This window comes from Streptomyces sulfonofaciens, assembly GCF_014656295.1.
Classification (GTDB): Bacteria; Actinomycetota; Actinomycetes; order Streptomycetales; family Streptomycetaceae; genus Streptomyces; species Streptomyces sulfonofaciens.
The window spans coordinates 230005-248939 of sequence record NZ_BNCD01000002.1; the positions used below are offsets into that span (position 1 = coordinate 230005).

The window sequence follows — 18935 nt, forward strand, 5'->3', positions numbered from 1 at the left end:
GGCGCGGCCCGTTTGACCTGGAGCGCACTCCAGGGAGCAGGCTGGTGTGCATGGACGATCTGATCCTGCCCGACGTGCCCGACGTCCCCGACGAGGGCCTGCCCATCGGCGAGGCCGCGGCCGCCTGCGGTCTGAGCGTCGACACCGTGCGCTACTACGAGCGTGCCGGTCTGACCCTCACCCGCACGCCCCGCTCCTCCTCGGGGCAGCGCCGGTACGGCACGCGCGACCTGGCCTGGCTGTCGGGTCTCGTGATGCTGCGCGGCACGGGCATGCCGATCGCGGACATCCGCAGGTACGCGGCGCTGGCCCGCGAGGAGGGCACCGAGAAGGAGCGTCTGAGCCTGCTGGAGGAGCACCGGAACAAGGTGGTGCACGAGATGGAGCAGACCCGGCGGCACCTGGCGGCGATCGACAGGAAGATCGAGGCATACCGGCGGACGGCCGGCACACAGAAGGCGTGAACCTCATGAAGACGACCGAGCTGGGGAGCCAGGGGCTGAGGGTACCGGTGCAGGGATTCGGTGCCATGGGCATGAGTGCGTTCTACGGCGAAGGCGACGAGCGGGAGTCGACGGCCACCCTCAACCGGGCGCTGGACCTGGGAATCACCCTCATCGACACCGCGGAGGCGTACGGTCCCTTCGAGAACGAGAAGCTGATCTCCCGGGCCCTCGGCCACCGCCGCGACGAGATCGTGCTGGCGACGAAGTTCGGCACCGAGTTCGACGACGACGGCACACCGCACGGCCTCAACGGCAGGCCCGCGTACGTGCACCGGGCCGCGGACCGCTCGCTGCGCCACCTCGGCACCGACGTCATCGACCTCTACTACCTGCACCGCGTCGACCCGGCCACGCCCATAGAGGAGACGGTCGGCGCCATGGGGGAGCTGGTCACGGCCGGCAAGGTCCGCTACCTCGGCCTGTCGGAGGCCGCCGCCGACACCGTCCGGCGCGCCCACGCCGTGCATCCGATCAGCGCACTCCAGTCGGAGCTCTCACTGTTCACCCAGGACCTGCTCGGCAACGGGATCAAGGCCACGCTGGACGAGCTGGGCATCGGCCTGGTGGCGTTCTCGCCGATGGGACGCGGCTTCCTCTCCGGCGCGATCACGACGGTCGACGACCTCGCCCCGGACGACGCCCGCCGCGGCCTCCCCCGGTTCTCGCCGCAGAGCATCGAGGCCAACCTCCGCCTGGTCGACGAGGTCAGGTCGATCGCCGCGGCCCGCGGTGCGACAGCGGCGCAGATCGCGCTGGCGTGGGTGGCGGCCCAGGGCGCCGTGCCCATCCCCGGCACCAAACGGCGCGCCTACCTGGAGGAGAACGCCGCGGCCGCCGACCTCGTCCTCACCGACGGCGAACTCGCCGCACTGCACGAGGCGGTACCGCCCAGGGCGGTCAGCGGGGCGCGCAACACCGAACAGGGCCTTGCCACCACCAATCGCTAGCGTCTTGGGGTTCGGATCGGGCCGGATCGGGGAGCGGGGTCCGGTGCGTGCGGCTGCAGGGCGCAGGAGGGAGTCGACGCGGGGCGTCGGGACCGGCGGCAACGCCGCAGACGCGCGTGGCAGGGCCGCGAACCCGGCCTGATCCGAACGACAGGCCCTGGCGGTACCCGTCGCGGCGCCGGCCGGCAGGCCGGGACCCCGCCCTGATCCGGACGTGCCGGGACGGCCGCGGCTGAACGGCGGGCGGCGCCGGGTGAACACACCGCGACGGCGGCCCCAACACACGCCGTCGCCCTCTTCCCCGCGGCGCCCGGCCGTGCTGAAGTCCCCCCGAGACGCAGTGATGCGACCGGTGGCGAGACTTCAGGGGTGGGACTGTGGCACAGCGATCTGTCCGGGAATCCAGACGTGTCCGTTCGGCGGCGACCGCGCTCGCCGCCTGCGGCGTCCTCATGGCGGGCGGGGTGGCGGGCGCCGGGTCGGCGGCGGCCGCACAGGGCGTGGCGGTCGACACCGCGCGCAGCACCGGCATCGCGCCCGGTGTGGTGTACCAGGACATCGGCCTCACCGCCTCGCACGGTCAGGTCAACGGCCATCTGATCACCGTCGACCTGCGCAATCCGCACGTGGGCGTCGACCTGTTGCACGGCGCCTCGGCCACCGACCGCGAGCCGGTGTCCGAACTCGCCGACGCACAGGGAGCGGTGGCGGGCGTGAACGGCGACTTCTTCAACATCTCGGAGACGCATTCCGGTGTGCAGCCCACCGGTTCCTCCGACGGCCCCGCCATCGCCGCAGGACACCAGCTCAAGGCCGCCGTGCCGGACGGCCAGCGGTTCGGGCCCGCGCTGCCGCCCGGCACCTCCACCAAGGACGTCATCGGGGTGGGTGCCGACCGCAGGGGCCGCCTGGACAGCCTGGTCCTGAGGGGCGCGGTGCTCACCGGGAACGGCACGCTGCCGCTGAGCGGCCTGAACCAGTACGCGGTGCCGGAGAACGGCGTGGGCGCGTACACCCCGGACTGGGGCAGCGTCTCCCGGGCCCGCGCCGTCTGCGGCACCGACACCGTGCGCGGGGCGCCGTGCAGCACCGACACCTACGAGGTGACGGTGCGCGCCGGCCGGGTCGTCGCGGCCTCCGGCACGCCGGGCTCGGGCGCGATAGCGCCGGGGTCGGTGGTCCTGGTCGGCCGTGAGGCGGGCGCCGACGCACTGCGCGCGCTGGCCCCGGGGACGCACGTCCGGATCTCCCACCACCTCGCGGCGCAGGGCCGCACCCCGCTGACGTTCGCCGTCGGCGGCTTCCCCGTGCTGCGCGACGGCAGCCCGCTCGCCGGACTCGACACCGTCACCGCCGCCACCCGTACGGCTGCCGGTGTCGGCGCCCACGGCCGCCTGCTCTACCTCCTCGCCCTGGACGGCACCGCCGAGACCAGCGCGGGCCTGACGATCGGTGAGCTGGCCTCGGTCATGCGCGGCTTCGGCGCCGACGACGCGGTCAACCTCGACGGCGGAGGGTCCACCACCCTGGTCACCCGCGATCCCGGCGCCTCCCGGGTGACGGTCCGCAACCACCCGGGCGGCGGCGCGGAGCGCCCGGTGCCCAACGGGATAGGCGTGTTCTCCCGGCCCTGACGGGTCGCTGGGGCGGCACGGTCCGCAGCGGACCCGGCGACGCTCCGCAGCGGAGCCGGGCGGCGCTCCGTCGCGGTCCGTGCCGACCGGGCCGCGACTCCGTTCCGGTCCGCCGCGGTCCGTGCCGCCGGAGTGCCGCCCTGACGTGCCAGGGCCCCCGGCGGCCGGTGGCTGCCCGGGACCCCGGCGGGGGGCGGGGACCTCAGCGCAGGGAGAGGGCGGCGGACAGCTCGCGCCACTCGGGCAGCGGCAGGGCCGCTCCCCGGCCGTCCCCGGCCAGCGCCTGGAGGGCGACGTGGTCTGCGCCCGCGGCGATGAACGCGTCGACACGGGCCTTGGCCTGCTCGACACCGCCCAGGGCGAAGAGCGCGTCCAGGAGGCGGTTGCTGCCGCCGTCGCCGAAGTCGTGCTCCTCGAAGCCCAGCCGGAGCAGATTGCTGGTGTAGTTGGGCATCCGCAGGTACATCGCCAGCGTCTGGCGCGCGATGGCCCTGGCCTTCTCCAGGTCGGGCTCCAGGACGACCTTGAGCTCCGGGGCCAGCAGCGCGTCGGGGCCGAGCGTCTCACGGGCCTGCCCCACGTGTTCCGCGGTGACCAGGTACGGATGGGCGCCGCGGGACCGCTCGGCGGAGAGCGCGAGCATCCGCGGGCCGAGCGCGGCAAGCACCCGCCGCTCCTGCGGCACGGGACGCTCCGCCGCGTCGAGCGCGTCCAGGTAGGCCACCATGTGCGAGTACGGCTTGGCGTACTGCGGCGCCAGCACACTGTGGCTGACGCCGAGACCGAGGACGAACCTGCCCGGGGCGCGCTCCTCGACCTGCGCCACCTGTGCGGCGACGTCCTGCGCCGCGTGCTCCCAGATACTGAGGATGCCGGTGGCCACGGTGATGCGCGGGGCGGCGTCCACGATGGCCGCGGCGTCGGCCATCGTGGGGTTGCCGCCCACCCAGACGGTGCCGTACCCCAGCTCGTCCAGCTCGGCGACCGCGTCGGTGACGGCGCCGCGCTGTGCCGGGTCGGCGTCCGCGATCTTCAGCGAGGGACTCCAGATGCCGATGCGGCCGAACAACTGATGCGTGTCAGAACTCATGGAACGACCAGCGAGCGCACCGGTCACAGTTATTCCTCCTCATCGGCGCGCACTTCGGGCGTCACGCCGCCAGGGGTCGAAAGCGGCCGCCGCCCATCCTCGCCGATCACCGCGCGGCCGCGGCCGGCACATGCCGGCACCTGCGCCCGCGTCACCCGATCGAATGCCCCGCGCCCCGCTACCTGGCCGATGCCACCGCCGCCTCCACCGCGGCAGAGAGGCTGTCGACGTCGTACGGGCCGTGGTGGCGGCGGCCGTTGACGAAGAACGTCGGGGTGCCCGACACCCCGCTCAGGTCGGCGCTCTCCATGTCCTGCGCGATGCGCACCGCCCCGGCCCTGCTCCGCAGCGCACGGCGGAACCGTTCCGTGTCGAGTCCCATCTCCTCGGCGTAGCGGATCAGATGGCGCCTTTCCAGCTCCCCCTGGTGGTCCAGGAGGCGGTCGTGCATCTCCCAGAACGCGCCCTGCTCCGCCGCCGCCTCCGTGGCCTCCGCGGCGAGCCGGGCGTGCGGGTGCACATCGCTGAGCGGCAGGTGCCGCCACACGTAGCGCACCTCGTCGCCGAAGCTCGCCAGCAGGTCCCTGATGATCGGCTCGGCCTGGCCGCAGTACGGGCACTCGAAGTCGCCGTACTCCACCAGCGTCACCGGTGCGTCGTGGGGCCCGCGTACCCGGTCGCGCTCCGGGTCGACCGGCTCGGCCAGGTCGACGAAGCCCTGTGCGGTGCCGTACAGGGCGCGGGCCCGCCAGCGCGGTGGGAGGGCCGAGACGACGAGTGCCACCGTCCAGGTGGTCGGCAGGGCGCACAGGACCGCGGCGAGCACTCCGAGTTTGGCTTCCGCGAGCTGCTCGCCGTGGAAGGCCAGGGTCGCGATCAGCAGGGACACGGTGAAGCCGACGCCCGCGATGGTGCCGCCGGCCGTGACCGCGGCCCAGCCGGCACTCGGGCGCAGCCGGCCCTTGCTGAGCTTGAATGCCAGCCACGAGGAGCCCGCGATGCCGCACGGCTTGCCGAGCGTGTAGGCGAGCAGGATGCCCCAGGTGACGGGTGAGCCGACGGCGCGGGAGAGCAGATCGGTGCCGATCGTCACGCCGGCGTTGGCGAGCGCGAAGAGCGGCACGATCACATAGCTCGTCCACGGGTGGTAGAGCCGCTGCAGCCGTTCGTTCGGGGAGAGCGCCTCGGCCAGGCCCCTGCGTGCCGAGCGCTCCAGCTCCGGCGTCGGCTGCTCGCGGAACTCCCTGAAGAGGTCGCTGGCCCGCTCCAGATCGCTGCGCACCGCCGGATACGCGTAGGTGAGCAGCCCCATGACCAGCCCGACGACGACCGCCTCGACGCCGGAGAGGAAGAACGCGACCCAGGCGGTGCCGCCCAGCACCGCGTCCACGGGGCCGCGCCGCACCCCGGCGGTGTGCAGCACCAGGACGACTACGAGCACCCCCACGCCGACCAGCAGCGCGGTCCGCGAGACCGAGCCGCTGTAGGCCACCGTGATCACGCAGAGCGCCACCAGGTCGTCGACGACGGTCACGCTCAGGATGAAGGTCCGCAGCACCCGGGGGAAGCGGGACCCGAAGAGCGACAGGAGGCCCAGGGCGAACGCGGTGTCCGTGGACATCGCCGCGCCCCAGCCGTGTGCGGTGGAGTGCCCGGCGTTGAGAGCGAGGTAGATCCCGACGGGGACCAGCATGCCGCTGAGACCGGCCAGCAGCGGCACCACGACCTGGCGGCGCTCGCGCAGGTCGCCCATGTCGAGCTCGCGGCGCGCCTCCAGGCCCACGACGAAGAAGAAGAACGTCATCAGGCCGTCGTTCACCCAGTGCCGCAGGTCCTGGGAGAGCCCGTGACCGCCCACCCGGATGACGAGGTCGCTGCCCCAGAACGCGGCGTAGGCGCCCGGCGCCGCGTTGGCCCAGGCCACGGCGCCCACCGTGGCCAGGACGAGCACCACCGCGCTGCCGACCTCGGTGCGCAGGAACTCCCGCAGCGGGGTCGTCAGGTTCCTGGTCCAGACGCTGTACGAGGAGTAGGAAGGCGCCGACGGCGAGGCGGGCGGTGGCGGGGAGGACGATGAATCGTCCCTGTCATGCGGGCGGCTCATCGCTGGTCCCTCTTCCCGGCGTGGATGACTCGGCCGACCGCCCGGTAGGCAGTACCGTCGCCTGAGCCGTACCGTAATCGATCGGCGATTCGTACGGCAGGGAGCAACATGGCCGTGCGGACCGCGGCTCTGAGCAGGGGACCGAGTGGACTTCCCGGAGCTGCTGCGAAAGCGGGATCCCGATCTTGCCGCGCTGCGCAGGTCGTGCCGTGCGGGGATCGTGGCGCCCGGCGTCTTCGCGCTGGCCGACCTCGTCATCGGCAACCCCACCACGGCCGTCTTCGCGGCACTGTGCTCGGTCACGGGCCTGCTGTTCGTGGACTTCGGCGGGCCGGTCCGCCAGCGGGTCGCCCAGCAGGCCGCGCTGGTGGTCGCCGGGGCGGTCCTGGTCTGCCTCGGCACCCTGGTGTCGTCCACGGTGTGGCTCGCGGCGCTGACCACGCTCGCCGTCGGGTTCGCCGTGCTCTTCGCGGGCGTGGCCAGCTCGGCACTCGCCACCGCCTCCACCGCCCTGCTCGCCGGCTTCATCATCTCGGTGTCCCTGTCCGCGACCGCGGCCTCCGTGCCGGCCCGGTTGGCGGGCTGGACGCTGGCCGGCGCCGCCACGGTGCTCGCGGTCGGTCTTCTGTGGCCGGCACCGGAGCGCGAGCCGCTCAGGCCGGCGACCGCGCACGCCTGTGCACTGCTGGCGCTCAGGCTGCGCGCGGAGGCGGAGCACGGACGTGCGGCCCGCGCGGCGGACGGCCGCGCCGCTGCGGGCGGTGACGCGGCTCGCGGTGCCGGCGCCCCGCGGAACGGCAACGCCTTCCGGCGGGGCCGCACGGATCCGGACCACCGCGCCGAACGGGACCGGCTCGCCCGCGAGGCGACCGACGCCGTCAGCGAGCTGCGCACCGCCTTCCTCGGCACGCCTTACCGGCCCACGGGACTGACCATGCAGGCGCGGACGCTGGTGCGGCTGGTCGACCAGGTGGTGTGGCTCGCGGCGATCCTGGAGCGGACCCCCGTCGGACCCCGGCCGAGCCCCGTAGCCCCTGCCGCGGCCGGGGTCCAGCGGGCCGCCGCCGACCTGCTGGAGGCGGGCGCCCACCACCTGGAGGCGGGCGGCGGCCCGCAGGCCGTCCGGGCCGCCGCCCGGCGGCTGGACGAGGCGCGGGCGGCCATGCGGGACAGCGTGGTGTCCGCCCTTCTGCCGCGGTCGTCGGCCGTCGCCGCGGGCGACCGCGCACGGGCGGCGGTCAGCGGGCTCGCCGACTCGCTCGAACCGGGTTTCCGTGCCCACGAGATGGGCTACGCCGTCGCCGCCATCGCCACGACCGTCGAACTCACCGTGGCCGCCGCCCGCCGCACCTGGTGGCAGCGGCTGCTCGGCCGCCGGCCCCCGGGGGTGCCTTCCGCGCTGAGCTCGCTGGAGGAGCGGGCCGGATCCCGTGCCGAACCGCACTCGGTATGGCTGCACAACAGCGTCCGCGGTGCGGTCGCCCTGGGCCTGGCCGTCACGGTGGCGCAACTGGCCCGGGTCCAGCACGCGTTCTGGGTGGTGTTCGGCGCGCTGGCGGTGCTCAGGTCCAATGCGGTGCTCACCGGTGAGAACGCGGTGCGGGCTCTGGCCGGTACCGTCGTGGGGATCGTCGTCGGTGGCGGGCTGGTCGCCACCCTGGGCGGCAGCCCCGTCGGGGCCTGGCTGCTGCTGCCCCCGGCGGTGGTGTTCACCGGCCTCGCACCGGCCGTCATCTCCTTCGCCGCGGGCCAGGCGGGTTTCACCGCCACGCTGCTCATCCTGTTCGGCATCGTCGCGCCGCAGGGCTGGCAGACCGGTCTGGTCCGCGCCCAGGACGTCGCCATCGGCTGCGGAGTGAGCGTGCTGGCCGGTGCGCTGTTCTGGCCGCGTGGCGCCGCGTCCGAGCTGGGCCGGGTGCTGGCGGAGGCGTTCTCGGCGAGCGCCCGCTATCTGAGTGGCACCGTCGACTACGCCGCGGCGAGGTGCGACGCGCAGCAGGCCGACGCGCGGGCAGTGGACCGCCGGCGGCGGCACGCCGCGGCGGCGGCCCGGCGGCTGGACGACGCCTTCCGCGGCTTTCTGGCCGAGCGCGGCACCAAGCACCTGCCGCTGGCGGACGTGACGGCGCTGCTCACCGCGGTCGCCGTGCTCCGGCTGACCGCCGATGCGATTCTCGGGCTCTGGTCCCGTGACGCCGGTCCCGGCGCGGGCCGCGCCACCGCCCGTGACGCGCTGCTGCGCGGCGGTGCGCCGGTCGCCGACTGGTACCAGCGGACGGCCCACGCGCTGGCCGGATACGGCCCGGTGCCCGGCCCGCTGCCCGCGGAGCGGTCCGTCGCGGGCGGTGTGGGGGAGGCGGTGCGCCACGACCTCGTCCGCCCCGGCGGTGGTGCGGCCGCGCGGGCCGACGAGGCGGCACGGACCGCCGTCAAGATCCTCTGGACCGCCGACCACCTCGATGTGGCGCGCCGGTTGCAGTCCTCGATGGCAGGGCCCGCCGGGGCCGTCGCTGAGTACCAGCACCGGGTGGCCACCGGGGGGCGCCGTCCGGCGCCGCGCCGCCGTCCGACGCGCTCGAAGCGGGCGTGAGCCCACGGGACGGCGGCGGTCCGGTGGGCGGCGCCGGTGTCCGCGGCCAACGGTGCCTGGGGCCTCGAAGGCCCGCGCACCGACGGTCCGCGCACCGAGGGCCGCGACCTGGCGTCGCTGTCCGCTGCCCGCTGCCCGGCGCGCACTGGCCTGGTATCCGTGTGCGGTGGCCACGGTCCGGTGCCCGTGGGCGGTCCCACGGTCCGGTGCCCCGCGACCTGTGCCCGGATCGGTACCGGATCCGACGTCGGGACGGCTTCCCGGCCGGTGGCAGCGCGGTTCACTTGCTGAGTGCGTTCGCCAGCACGATGAGCAGCCCGAGCAGCATGTCGACCGCTCCCGCACGGCACGAGGCGAACCAGTTGCGGTCGGCCAGCCTGGCCGACCACAGGCCCCAGCCGAACAAGGCTGCCGTGTTGATGCCCAGCGCCGCGTCGATGCCGCCGTTCTCGCTCCACCAGCCCCAGTAGGATCCCGCCAGCGCGGCGAGGGTCGGCACCACCGCGGCGAGCAGCGGCCACTCCTGCACCACCGAGCGCACGGTGCTCAGCGTGGCGGTCCCGCCGTGGGCGGTGCGGTGCGCGAGGGCGTGCGCGAACCCGTGCGCCGCCGCCGCGGCCAGGGCCGTGAGCAGGACCCACAGCGCGTCGTAGCCCGGGTCGGCCGGGCCGCTTTCATGGCCGAGGGCGGACGCCGTCGCACTGGCCAGGACCGTGCCGTACACCCCGGCGAAGAGCAGCCGCTGCAAGGGCTCCGCGCGGAGCGGGGGCGCGGGCACCGGCGCGCTGTCGGCCACGGCGCCACCTCCCAAGACCTGGGCCGCCGCTCCGAGAGGTGTAGCAGTGCGGCGCCCGCGCGGCGCAGAGGCGCGCCGTGCCGGGCAGATGCTCTCACGGCCGGCGGACCCGGTCCCGGGCCCGCCCCGCCGCTGCCCGCCCGTCGCCGCCCGTCCGGTGCTGTCGCCGCCCGTCGCGTGCCGTCGTGACCCCTGCCGAGCCGTTCTCACTCCTCCAGCGCCGCCTTCACCCGGTCCGAAGTGAACGGCAGGGTCCGCAGGCGCTTGCCCGTGGCCGCGAAGAGTGCGTTGCCGATGGCCCCGCCCATGGCGCCGAGGGCGGGTTCGCCGGCGCCCAGCGGAGGCTGGTCGGGCTGGTCGAGGAGGATCGTCTCGATCTCGGGGACCTCGTTGAACCGTTGAACCGGATCACCTCGTACTGCCTGCCCGGGTGATAGCCGCCGGTCTGCCAGACCACCGACGTGATGCGGTCGTCGGTGTACACGACCTCCTCCTGCAGGGCGCGGCTGACGCCCTGGACCACATTGCCCTCGATCCGGTTGCGCAGCCCGTTCGGATTGGCGATCAGTCCGCAGTCGTGGGCGACGACCCGCGGGACGCGGACCCGTCCGCTCGTCAGGTCGACGGCCACCTCGGCGTAGGCGGCGACGTAGGCGTTGACCACCCTCTACTGCTGGAAGGCCACGCCTGCACCGGAGCCGTTGCCGCCCCGGGGGCGGCCCTGCCAGGCCGGGCGCAGCGCCTCGCAGACCGCGACCGCCCGCGGGTCGGTGAGCGAGGAGATGCGCAGTTCGAGTGGATCGTGCCCGCCCGCGTGGGCCGGCTCGTCGAAGAACGACTCGTTGGCGAAACCGTTCGAGAATCCGCCCAGCGAGCGCAGCGCGGTGGTGCGCGGCAGCCGGTACGTCAGCGGGCTCGCCGGGGTGGCCGAGGCGGGCCCGGTCGTCTCGAAGGTCCTGACGAGCCGGGTCTCGTCCCGCTGCAGGACGTCGTAGCTGACCGGGCGGTCGCGGCGGCCCGGCGGAGCCGGACGCCGCCGTTCTGGATGTTCTTCGAGCCGGTCGCGCCGCCTTGGCCGACGGTGCGCAGGGTGTCGCCCTGGACGCAGCCCACAGCACCACACGGTGGGGCATGCGCCGCACGGACGGCGGCAAGACCGTCTGGACCGAGCAGCCGCTGCGCCGAGCCCGGCCGGGCCGCCCTCAGTCCTCGCTCGTCAGCACCACCTCGAGGGTGCGGGGCCCGTGCACGCCCTCCACCCGGTCGAGTTCGATGTCGCTGGTCGCGGAGGGGCCCGAGATCCAGGTGAGGGGGCGCGCCGGGTCGAGCCGTCCGAGGGCCTCAGGGACGGACGAGACGACCTGGCCGGGCACCCGCACCACGCAGATGTGGTGGTCGGGGACGAGCGTGATCCGGCGGCGGCCCTGGTCGGGCCCTGCGTCGAGCACGATGGTGCCGGTCTCGGCGATCGCCACCGCGCAGCCCGTGATCACGCTGTCCACCCGGTCGAGCTGGTGCGGTGTGAGTTCCGCGTCGTCCGCCACCCTGGTGGGCAGCTCCCCGGCCAGCCAGTCGGCCGGCAGGCCGGGCGGCACCAGCACCGACCGCGCTCCCCGCCCCGCCAGCAGGCGCGCCAGCAGGCCGGGCAGTCGGGCCGCGTCCGTGCGGTGCACCAGAGCGCGGTAGTCCGCCAGGTTCTCGGCGAGCAGGTCAACGGTCTCGCCGATGGAGCGCTCACCGTGCGCTCGCCGGTAGCCGCGCTGCACGGCCACCTCGTAGGGGGTGTCGTCGTCCGGTACGTCGGCGAGCGCCCTGCGCACCCGCCCCAGGATCACGTCCCTGCTGCTCACCGCTGGTCCTCCTGGCGGTCGGCCGGGGCCTGTCCGCCCGGTCGGTGGGTGCGCCGCCACCACTCGCGGAACGGCTCGGGCGGCAGCTTCGGCAGATCACGGGTGGCGCTCCAGGCACGTCCCGGGCCCGGCAGGGTGCGCGGCACGAGGCGCCGGGTACCGGACGCCAGGCGCTGGCCGGCGCGCAGCGCACCCGGATGGCGGAAGGTCCAGCGTGCGGCGCGCATGGCGGCGCGCTCCGCGGCGTGGCCGCGGGCCGGCCGCAGGGTCACCTTGGCGCCCTGCCGGACCGCGGGCCCTCCTTCGACGACGCGCTCCCGCAGGTGCACCAGCACCTCGGGGATGTCGATGGCGACCGGGCACACCTCGTAACAGGCCCCGCACAGCGAGGACGCGTACGGCAGCGAGGCGTCGATGTCCGACGCGGTGCCGCGCAACTGCGGGCTGAGGATCGCGCCGATCGGCCCCGGGTACACGGATCCGTACGCATGGCCGCCGGCGCGCTCGTACACCGGGCAGACGTTCAGGCAGGCCGAGCAGCGGATGCAGCGCAGGGCCTGGCGGCCGACCCGGTCGGCGAGGGTGTCGGTGCGGCCGTTGTCGAGCAGCACCAGGTGGAAGGTCCGCGGCCCGTCGTCGTCCGTGGTGCCGGTCCACATGGACGTGTAGGGGTTCATCCGCTCGGCCGTCGACGAGCGCGGCAGGGTCTGCAGGAAGACCTCCAGGTCACGCCAGGTCGGCACCAGTTTCTCGATGCCGACCACCGAGATCAGGGTCTCGGGGAGGGTCAGGCACATCCGGCCGTTGCCCTCGGACTCGAAGACGGCGAGCGTGCCGGTCTCGGCGACCATGAAGTTGGCGCCGGAGATGCCGACCTTGGCGCGCAGGAACTTCTCCCGCAGGTGCAGCCGGGCGGCCTCGGCCAGCTCGGCGGGCGTGTCGCTCAGCCCTTCGGGGGCCGGTCGGCCCCATTCGCTCATCTCGTGGGTGAAGATGTCCCTGATCTCGCCCCGGTTGCGGTGGATCGCGGGGACGAGGATGTGCGAGGGGCGGTCCCTGCCGAGCTGGACGATGAGTTCGGCGAGGTCGGTCTCGTAGGCGTGGATGCCTTCGGCGGCGAGGGCCTCGTTGAGTCCGATCTCCTGGGTGGCCATGGACTTCACCTTGACGACCTCGCTCTCGCCGGTCGCCTTCACCAGGCCCGTGACGATGCGGTTCGCCTCGTCCGCGTCGGCCGCCCAGTGCACCACGCCGCCGGCCGCGGTCACCGACTCCTCCAGTTGCAGGAGGTAGCGGTCGAGGTGGCGCAGCGTGTGGTCCTTGATCTGCCGTCCCGCCTCGCGCAGCGCCGCCCAGTCGTCCAGCTCGGACACGGCGGCGGCACGCTTGGCGCGGATCGTGTGCGTGGCGTACCGCAGGTTGCGCCGCAGCGTCGGATTGCGGACGGCCTCTTTCGCGGCGGTCGGGAACGCAGGGAGGGTGGGCGGGGAGAACGCAGGGAGGGTGGGCGGGGAGAACGCCGGCATTCCGATGAAGGTGCCGCTCATGTCAGGGGCTCCTCTTCCGTGCTCGCGAGGATCTCGGCGATGTGGACGGGCCGGACGGTCGTCCGCAGCCGGGCCATGGTGCCGCCGATGTGCATCAGGCAGGAGTTGTCGGCCGCGCACAGCACCTCGGCGCCGGTGGACTCGGCGTTTCGCACCTTGTCCGTACCCATGGCCGCGGAGACATCGGAGTTCTTCACGGCGAAGGTGCCGCCGAAACCGCAGCACTCCTCCGCACCGGGCAGCTCCACCAGATCGAGTCCGCGGACCGCCGACAGCAGCCGGCGCGGCCGGTCGCCGAGCCCCAGCGCGCGCAGCCCGTGGCAGGTGGGGTGGTAGGTGACCGTGTGCGGGAAGTAGGCGCCCACATCGGTCACGCCCAGCACGTCGACCAGGAACTCGGTGAGTTCGTGGGTCCTGGGCACGATCGGTGCGAGCTGCTCGGCGAGTGCCGTGCCGCGGCCCTCCGCGCGGGCCCGGTCGCCGAGCCGCGGATACAGCTCACGCACCATGGCCGCGCAGGACCCGGACGGGGTCACGATCGCCTCGTAGTCCTTGAAGACATCGGAGAAATGGCGGGCCAGTGGCTCGGCCTGGTGGCGATAGCCGGTGTTGTAGTGCGCCTGCCCGCAGCAGGTCTGCGCCATCGGGAAATCCACCTCGACGCCCAGTCTGGTCAGGAGTTTGACCACAGCGCGCCCGGTGTCCGGATAGAGCGTGTCGTTGACGCACGTCAGGAACAGGGCGACACGCATCGCGGGTTCCTCCTCGTCGGTCATCGGATGGGTGCAGACTACGCGTCGCCCCGGGGGACGGGTAGCGGTGGGTCGGCCGCACGCCCGGGCCCCTCACCGTGCCGTGAGGTCCTCCCGGGCCACCCGGTCCCACGCACCGCGGTCCGCGCAGGGCTCGTAGCGGGTGAGCGGCTGGGTGGTGGCCAGCAGGGCGCGCATCCCGGGCAGGTCGCCGACCAGGCCGCGGGCCCGCGCCTGGACGAGCACGTTGCCGAACGCGGCCGCCTCCGCGGGGCCCGCCACCACCGGCAGGCCGAGGGCGTCGGCCGTGAGCCGGCACAGCAGGGCGTTGCGTGCGCCGCCGCCGACGATGTGCACCACGTCCACGTGCCGGCCCGCGAGGCGCTGGGCCTCCTCGATCGCACGCCGGTGGGCGAGTGCGAGCGAGTCCAGGATGCAGCGGGTCACCTCGGCGCGGGTGCCCGGCGCGGGTCCGCCGCGCCGGCGGCAGGCGGCCGCGATGCGCTGCTCCATGCCGCCGGGCGCGAGGAACTCCGGATCGCCCGCGTCCACCACCCAGCGCAGCGCCGGCAGTGCCGCCGCCTCGCGCAGCAGCGGCTGGAGCGGCGGGTCGCCCCACTCCCGCAGGCACTCCTGGAGCAGCCACAGGCCCATGATGTTGCGCAGGTAGCGCACGGTGCCGTCCAGGCCCAGCTCGTTGGTGAAGTTGGCCGCGCGGCTCTCCTCGGTGAGCACCGGCGCGTCGAGTTCCAGGCCCGCCAGGGACCAGGTGCCGGTGCAGACGTACGCGAAGGCCGCACCGTCCGCCGCGGGCACCGCCGCCACCGCGGACGCCGTGTCGTGCGAGCCGACGGCGGTGACCGGCACCGGGGACGCCAGCCCCGCCTCGGCCAGCACCTCCGGCAGCAGCCGCCCTGCCGCCTCGCCGGGCTGCCGCAGCGGCGCGAAGAGAGCGAGGTCGATGCCGAGGCGGTCCGCCGTTCGGTACGACCAGTCGCGGGTGCGCGGGTCGATCAGTTGGGTGGTGGAGGCGTTGGTCAGCTCGGTGCCCTCCTCGCCGGTCAGCCAGTAGGTGATCAGGTCGGGGATCAGCAGCAGCCTGCGGGCGGCGGCGAACTGGGCCGTACCACGGGCGGCCACCAGTTGGTAGAGCGTGTTGAAGGGGACGTGCTGCAGACCCGTCGCGGCGTACAGCTCACCGGCGGGCACCGTCCGCCACACTCGCTCGGCCACCCCGTCGGTGCGGCTGTCGCGGTAGTGCACCGGATTGCCGAGCAGCCGGCCGTCGGCGTCCAGCAGGCCGTAGTCCACGGCCCAGCTATCGATGCCCACCGAGTCGACGGGCCCCACGGCCCGCAGCCCGTCCAGTACCCCGCCGTACAGCCCGAGGACGTCCCAGCGCAGTCCCTCCGGCAGCCGCAGCGGCCGATTGGGGAAGCGGTGCGCCTCGGTGAGGGCGAGGTCGCCGGGCGCGCCCTGTTTCGGCGCGCTCACCCGGCCGGCCATCACCCGGCCGCTGGAGGCGCCCAGGTCGACCGCGGCGCAGACGAAGGAACTCATCGCCGCCTCCTCACCTCCCGCGCCTGACCGGCCTGACCGGCCTGACCGGCCTGACCGGCCTGACCGGCCCGCAGGCGCCCGTGCGGCCTGCTCACCGCAGGAAGGCGGCCGCGACGCCCGCGTCCACCGGGATGTGCAGGCCGGTGGTGTGCGACAGGTCGCCACCGGTCAGCGCGAAGACCGCGCCCGCGACGTGCTCGGGCAGCACCTCCTGCTTGAGCAGGGTGCGCTGGGCGTAGAACTCGCCCAGCTTCTCCTCCGGCACCCCGTACACCGCGGCACGCTTGGCACCCCACCCGCCGGCGAAGATGCCCGAGCCGCGCACCACCGCGTCCGGGTTGACGCCGTTGACGCGGATCCCGTGCTCGCCCAGCTCGGCGGCGAGCAACCGGACCTGGTGGGCCTGGTCCGCCTTGGTGGCGGAGTAGGCGATGTTGTTGGGCCCGGCGAAGACCGCGTTCTTGGAGGCGATGTAGACGATGTCGCCGCCGAGGCCCTGCTCGGTCATCACCCGGGCGGCCTCGCGGGAGACCAGGAAGGAGCCGCGCGCCATGATGGCGTGCTGCAGGTCCCAGTCGTCGGCCGTGGTCTCCAGCAGGGGCTTGGAGACCGAGATGCCGGCGTTGTTCACCACCAGGTCGAGCCCGCCGAAGGCGAGCACGGCCGACCGGACGGCTGCCGTGATCTGCTCCTCGCTGGTGACGTCGGCGGTGACGGCCACCGCGGTGTCGGGGCCGCCCAGTTCGTCGGCGACCGTGGCGGCGCTCTCGCCGTTCACGTCGGCGACCACCACGCACGCGCCCTCCGCGGCCAGCCGCCGGGCGATCGCCCGGCCGATGCCGGAGCCGGCGCCGGTCACCAGGGCGATCCGGGTGGCCAGCGGCTTCGGCGCGGGCATCCTGCGCAGCTTGGCCTCCTCCAGCGCCCAGTACTCGATGCGGAACTTCTCGGCCTCCTCGATCGGCGCGTACGTCGACACCGCCTCGGCGCCGTGCATCACGTGGATGGCGTTCACGTAGAACTCGCCGGCCACCCGGGCGGTCTGCTTGTCCTTGCCGAAGCTGAACATGCCCACGCCCGGCACCAGCACGATCGCCGGGTCCGCGCCGCGCATCGGGGGCGAGTCGGGCTCCGCGTGCCGGGTGTAGTAGGCGGCGTACTCCTCGCGGTAGGCCGTGTGCAGCTCCCTCAGGCGCCCGATCGCCTCCTCCAGCGGAGCGGCCGGCGGCAGGTCGAGCACCAGCGGGCGGACCTTGGTGCGCAGGAAGTGGTCCGGGCAGGAGGTGCCGAGGGCGGCCAGCCGCGGATGCTCGGCCCGGGAGAGGAAGTCGAGGACCTCGTCGCTGTCGGTGAAGTGGCCGACCTGCGGGCGGTCCTGCGAGGCGAGGCGGCGGATCACCGGCGCGAGCGCGGCCGCACGGCGCCTGCGCTCCGGCTCGGGCAGCGGCTCGTATCCGTCCAGGACGGGGCCGAACGGCTCGGGCCTGCCGCGCTCCGCGAGGAAGCGCTCCGCGGTGCGGATGATGGTGAGGGCGTTGCGCTCGCACTCCTCCGACGTGCTGCCCCAGGCGGTGATGCCGTGGCCGCCGAGCACACAGCCGATGGCCTCGGGGTGGGCGTCGTGCACGGCCGCGATGTCCAGGCCGAGCTGGAAGCCCGGGCGGCGCCAGGGCACCCACACCACCGTCCGGCCGAAGCACTCGGCGGTGAGTTTCTCGCCGTCCGCGGCGCAGGCGAGCGCGATCCCCGAGTCCGGGTGCAGATGGTCCACGTGCGGGGCGTCGACGAGGCCGTGCATCGCGGTGTCGATGGACGGCGCCGCTCCGCCCCTGCCGTGCAGGCAGTAGTCGAACGCGGCGACCATCTCGTCCTCGCGCTCCACTCCCGGGTAGACGTCCTTCAGCGCCCGCAACCGGTCGAGGCGGAGCACGGCCAGGCCCCGCTCGGTGAGGGTGCCCAGGTCGCCGCCCGAGCCCTTGACCCACATCAGCTCGGTGTCGCCGCCGGTCACCGGATCGGTCACGGTGCCCTTGGCGGAGGCGTTGCCCCCGGCGTAGTTGGTGTTGCGCGGGTCGGCGCCGAGCCGGTGGGAGCGGGCCAGCAGCTCGGCCACCCGGGGGTGCCCGGCCGGTTCCCGCGTGCCCGACGCCGTACGCGCCGCCCCGGCGGTGTCCTCGGTGCCCTTGGTGTCCTTGACTTCCCGGGTCATTGCCTACGCTCCCCATCCGGCCTGCGTGCCGCCGACGCGGTCCGCGACGATGTGTTCCTGCCAGCCCGACGCCCGGTAGGCCGCCATCGGGTCGGGGTGCAGCCCGGCCTCCGTGCGGACCTCGGCGAGCAGCGGGCGGACGTCCGTGTTGAACGCGTCCATCAGGACGGCGTTCGCGCCGAGCACATCGCCGGCGAGCTGCGCGTCCCGCAGGGCCTTGGCGTCCACCAGCAGCGCCTTCGCGGTCGCCTCCTGGACGTTCATCACCGAGCGGATGATCGCCGGGATCTTGGCCTCGATGTTGTGGCACTGGTCGAGCATGAACGCGATCTCGTCGCCGAGTCCTCCGCCGCGCACCACCTCGTACATGATCCGGAACAGTTGGAAGGGGTCGGCGGCGCCCACCATCAGGTCGTCGTCCGCGTAGAAGCGGGAGTTGAAGTCGAAGCCGCCGAGCTTCCGCTCGCGGAGCAGCAGCGCCACGATGAACTCGATGTTGGTGCCCGGCGCGTGGTGTCCGGTGTCCACCACGACCTGCGCCTTCGGGCCGAGCTTCAGGCAGTGCGCGTAGGCCGTGCCCCAGTCCGGCACGTCGGTGGCGTAGAAGGCGGGCTCGAAGAACTTGTACTCCAGCAGCATCCGCTGGTCGTCGCCGAGCCGCTCGTACACCGCGGCCAGCGCCTCGGCGAGCCGGTCCTGACGGGCGTGCAGGTCGTCCTGGCCCGGGTAGTTCGTACCGTCCGAGAACCAGAGCTTCAGATCGCGCGAGCCGGTGGCGTCCATGATGTCGACGCACTCCAGCAGGTGACCGAGAGCCTTGCGGCGGACCGCGGGGTCTGGGTTGGTGACGGAGCCCAGCTTGTAGTCGTCGTCCTGGAAGACGTTGGAGTTGATCGCACCGAGACCGAGGCCCCGTTCCCTGGCGTAGGCGGCCAGGGCGGCGTAGTCGTCGACGCGGTCCCACGGGATGTGCAGGGCCACGGTCGGCGCCACGCCCGTGTGCTCATGGACCCGGGCGGCGTCGTCCAGCTTCTCCCGCGGGGTGCGGGGGACGCCTGGTTGGGCAAACACCTTGAAGCGGGTGCCGGAGTTCCCGTAGGCCCAGGACGGCGTCTCGATGCGCTGGGCTGCGAGCGCCGCTTTCACGGTCGCAAGATCGGGCATGTGGCCACCTCTGAAAACGATTCAATCCAATGTCAACGAACTTTGGCGCCGATTACGTCTGACGTCAAGGCCCCGGCGTCCCCGGATCGTTCATGGTGAGGGCTGTGGGGCCGACGCACCCACCCTTGACGGGAAATCTGTTCGGGACTAGCTTCCCCGGAACTTGATTGAATCATTTCATGACAG

14 protein-coding genes and 1 pseudogene are annotated in these 18935 nt (G+C 73.8%); 4 read left to right on the top strand and 11 right to left on the bottom strand.

The annotated features are described in order from the left end of the window. Positions 1–50 precede the first annotated feature (50 nt). The 3 genes from IE313_RS04005 (at position 51) to IE313_RS04015 (ending at position 3087) form a co-directional block, all read left to right on the top strand. Entirely contained in the window at positions 51–464 is a 414-nt protein-coding gene (locus tag IE313_RS04005) for a MerR family transcriptional regulator (protein WP_189929483.1), read from the top strand. Between the two features lie 5 nt (positions 465–469). Then, positions 470–1453, top strand: a complete 984-nt coding sequence (locus IE313_RS04010) for an aldo/keto reductase (RefSeq protein WP_189929484.1) — start codon at positions 470–472, stop codon at positions 1451–1453. A 452-nt stretch (positions 1454–1905) separates the two neighbouring features. Continuing rightward, a complete protein-coding gene (locus IE313_RS04015; protein WP_189929817.1) occupies positions 1906–3087 on the top strand; it encodes a phosphodiester glycosidase family protein in 1182 nt (393 codons plus the stop codon). 202 nt (positions 3088–3289) lie between these two features. On the opposite strand, the gene IE313_RS04020 is transcribed toward IE313_RS04015, so the two are convergent. Continuing rightward, complete coding sequence (locus tag IE313_RS04020; RefSeq protein ID WP_189929485.1) at positions 3290–4177, bottom strand: TIGR03620 family F420-dependent LLM class oxidoreductase; 888 nt, start codon at positions 4175–4177, stop codon at positions 3290–3292. Positions 4178–4355: 178 nt separating this feature from the next. Continuing rightward, positions 4356–6281 (bottom strand): Na+/H+ antiporter NhaA, encoded by a 1926-nt coding sequence (nhaA, locus tag IE313_RS04025; RefSeq protein WP_189929486.1) that lies wholly within the window; start codon positions 6279–6281, stop codon positions 4356–4358. A gap of 145 nt (positions 6282–6426) precedes the next feature. Between nhaA and IE313_RS04030 the strand changes: the two genes are divergently transcribed. Further along, positions 6427–8871: an FUSC family protein gene (locus IE313_RS04030; RefSeq protein WP_189929487.1), complete on the top strand. Its 2445-nt coding sequence runs from the start codon at positions 6427–6429 to the stop codon at positions 8869–8871. Positions 8872–9151: 280 nt separating this feature from the next. On the opposite strand, the gene IE313_RS04035 is transcribed toward IE313_RS04030, so the two are convergent. The 9 genes and pseudogenes from IE313_RS04035 to rhaI form a co-directional block, all read right to left on the bottom strand. After that, positions 9152–9667: a hypothetical protein gene (locus IE313_RS04035; RefSeq protein ID WP_189929488.1), complete on the bottom strand. Its 516-nt coding sequence runs from the start codon at positions 9665–9667 to the stop codon at positions 9152–9154. A gap of 478 nt (positions 9668–10145) precedes the next feature. Then, positions 10146–10331: pseudogene (locus IE313_RS36300) on the bottom strand (molybdopterin cofactor-binding domain-containing protein); the annotation flags it as partial. Between the two features lie 3 nt (positions 10332–10334). Beyond that, the gene (locus IE313_RS04045) at positions 10335–10790 is read right to left on the bottom strand and encodes a hypothetical protein (RefSeq protein ID WP_189929490.1); all 456 of its coding nucleotides are present in this window, start codon (positions 10788–10790) and stop codon (positions 10335–10337) included. A 79-nt stretch (positions 10791–10869) separates the two neighbouring features. Then, positions 10870–11517 carry a LutC/YkgG family protein gene (locus tag IE313_RS04050; protein WP_189929491.1) on the bottom strand — a complete coding sequence of 216 codons (648 nt, stop codon included), beginning with the start codon at positions 11515–11517 and terminating at the stop codon, positions 10870–10872. Further along, positions 11514–13064 carry a lactate utilization protein B gene (locus IE313_RS04055; protein ID WP_189929492.1) on the bottom strand — a complete coding sequence of 517 codons (1551 nt, stop codon included), beginning with the start codon at positions 13062–13064 and terminating at the stop codon, positions 11514–11516. Before IE313_RS04055 ends, IE313_RS04050 begins: the two co-directional genes overlap by 4 nt. Next, positions 13061–13816 carry a (Fe-S)-binding protein gene (locus tag IE313_RS04060; RefSeq protein ID WP_189929818.1) on the bottom strand — a complete coding sequence of 252 codons (756 nt, stop codon included), beginning with the start codon at positions 13814–13816 and terminating at the stop codon, positions 13061–13063. The genes IE313_RS04055 and IE313_RS04060 overlap by 4 nt, the downstream gene beginning before the upstream one ends. A gap of 93 nt (positions 13817–13909) precedes the next feature. Further along, positions 13910–15376, bottom strand: coding sequence for a rhamnulokinase (locus IE313_RS04065; protein WP_189929493.1), 1467 nt, complete (start codon positions 15374–15376; stop codon positions 13910–13912). Positions 15377–15467: 91 nt separating this feature from the next. Further along, a complete protein-coding gene (locus IE313_RS04070) occupies positions 15468–17585 on the bottom strand; it encodes a bifunctional aldolase/short-chain dehydrogenase (protein WP_189929494.1) in 2118 nt (705 codons plus the stop codon). 3 nt (positions 17586–17588) lie between these two features. After that, the gene (rhaI, locus tag IE313_RS04075) at positions 17589–18749 is read right to left on the bottom strand and encodes an L-rhamnose isomerase (RefSeq protein ID WP_189929495.1); all 1161 of its coding nucleotides are present in this window, start codon (positions 18747–18749) and stop codon (positions 17589–17591) included. Positions 18750–18935 lie beyond the last annotated feature (186 nt).

Bases quoted from the DNA above. Each gene is read 5' to 3' on its own strand.
- IE313_RS04055 (WP_189929492.1), bottom strand. From the start codon at position 13,064: ATGAGCGGCACCTTCATCGGAATGCCGGCGTTCTCCCCGCCCACCCTC.
- IE313_RS04015 (WP_189929817.1), top strand. From the start codon at position 1,906: ATGGCGGGCGGGGTGGCGGGCGCCGGGTCGGCGGCGGCCGCACAGGGC.
- IE313_RS04070 (WP_189929494.1), bottom strand. From the start codon at position 17,585: ATGACCCGGGAAGTCAAGGACACCAAGGGCACCGAGGACACCGCCGGG.
- IE313_RS04060 (WP_189929818.1), bottom strand. From the start codon at position 13,816: ATGCGTGTCGCCCTGTTCCTGACGTGCGTCAACGACACGCTCTATCCG.
- IE313_RS04005 (WP_189929483.1), top strand. From the start codon at position 51: ATGGACGATCTGATCCTGCCCGACGTGCCCGACGTCCCCGACGAGGGC.
- nhaA (WP_189929486.1), bottom strand. From the start codon at position 6,281: ATGAGCCGCCCGCATGACAGGGACGATTCATCGTCCTCCCCGCCACCG.
- IE313_RS04020 (WP_189929485.1), bottom strand. From the start codon at position 4,177: ATGAGTTCTGACACGCATCAGTTGTTCGGCCGCATCGGCATCTGGAGT.
- IE313_RS04065 (WP_189929493.1), bottom strand. From the start codon at position 15,376: ATGAGTTCCTTCGTCTGCGCCGCGGTCGACCTGGGCGCCTCCAGCGGC.
- rhaI (WP_189929495.1), bottom strand. From the start codon at position 18,749: ATGCCCGATCTTGCGACCGTGAAAGCGGCGCTCGCAGCCCAGCGCATC.
- IE313_RS04010 (WP_189929484.1), top strand. From the start codon at position 470: ATGAAGACGACCGAGCTGGGGAGCCAGGGGCTGAGGGTACCGGTGCAG.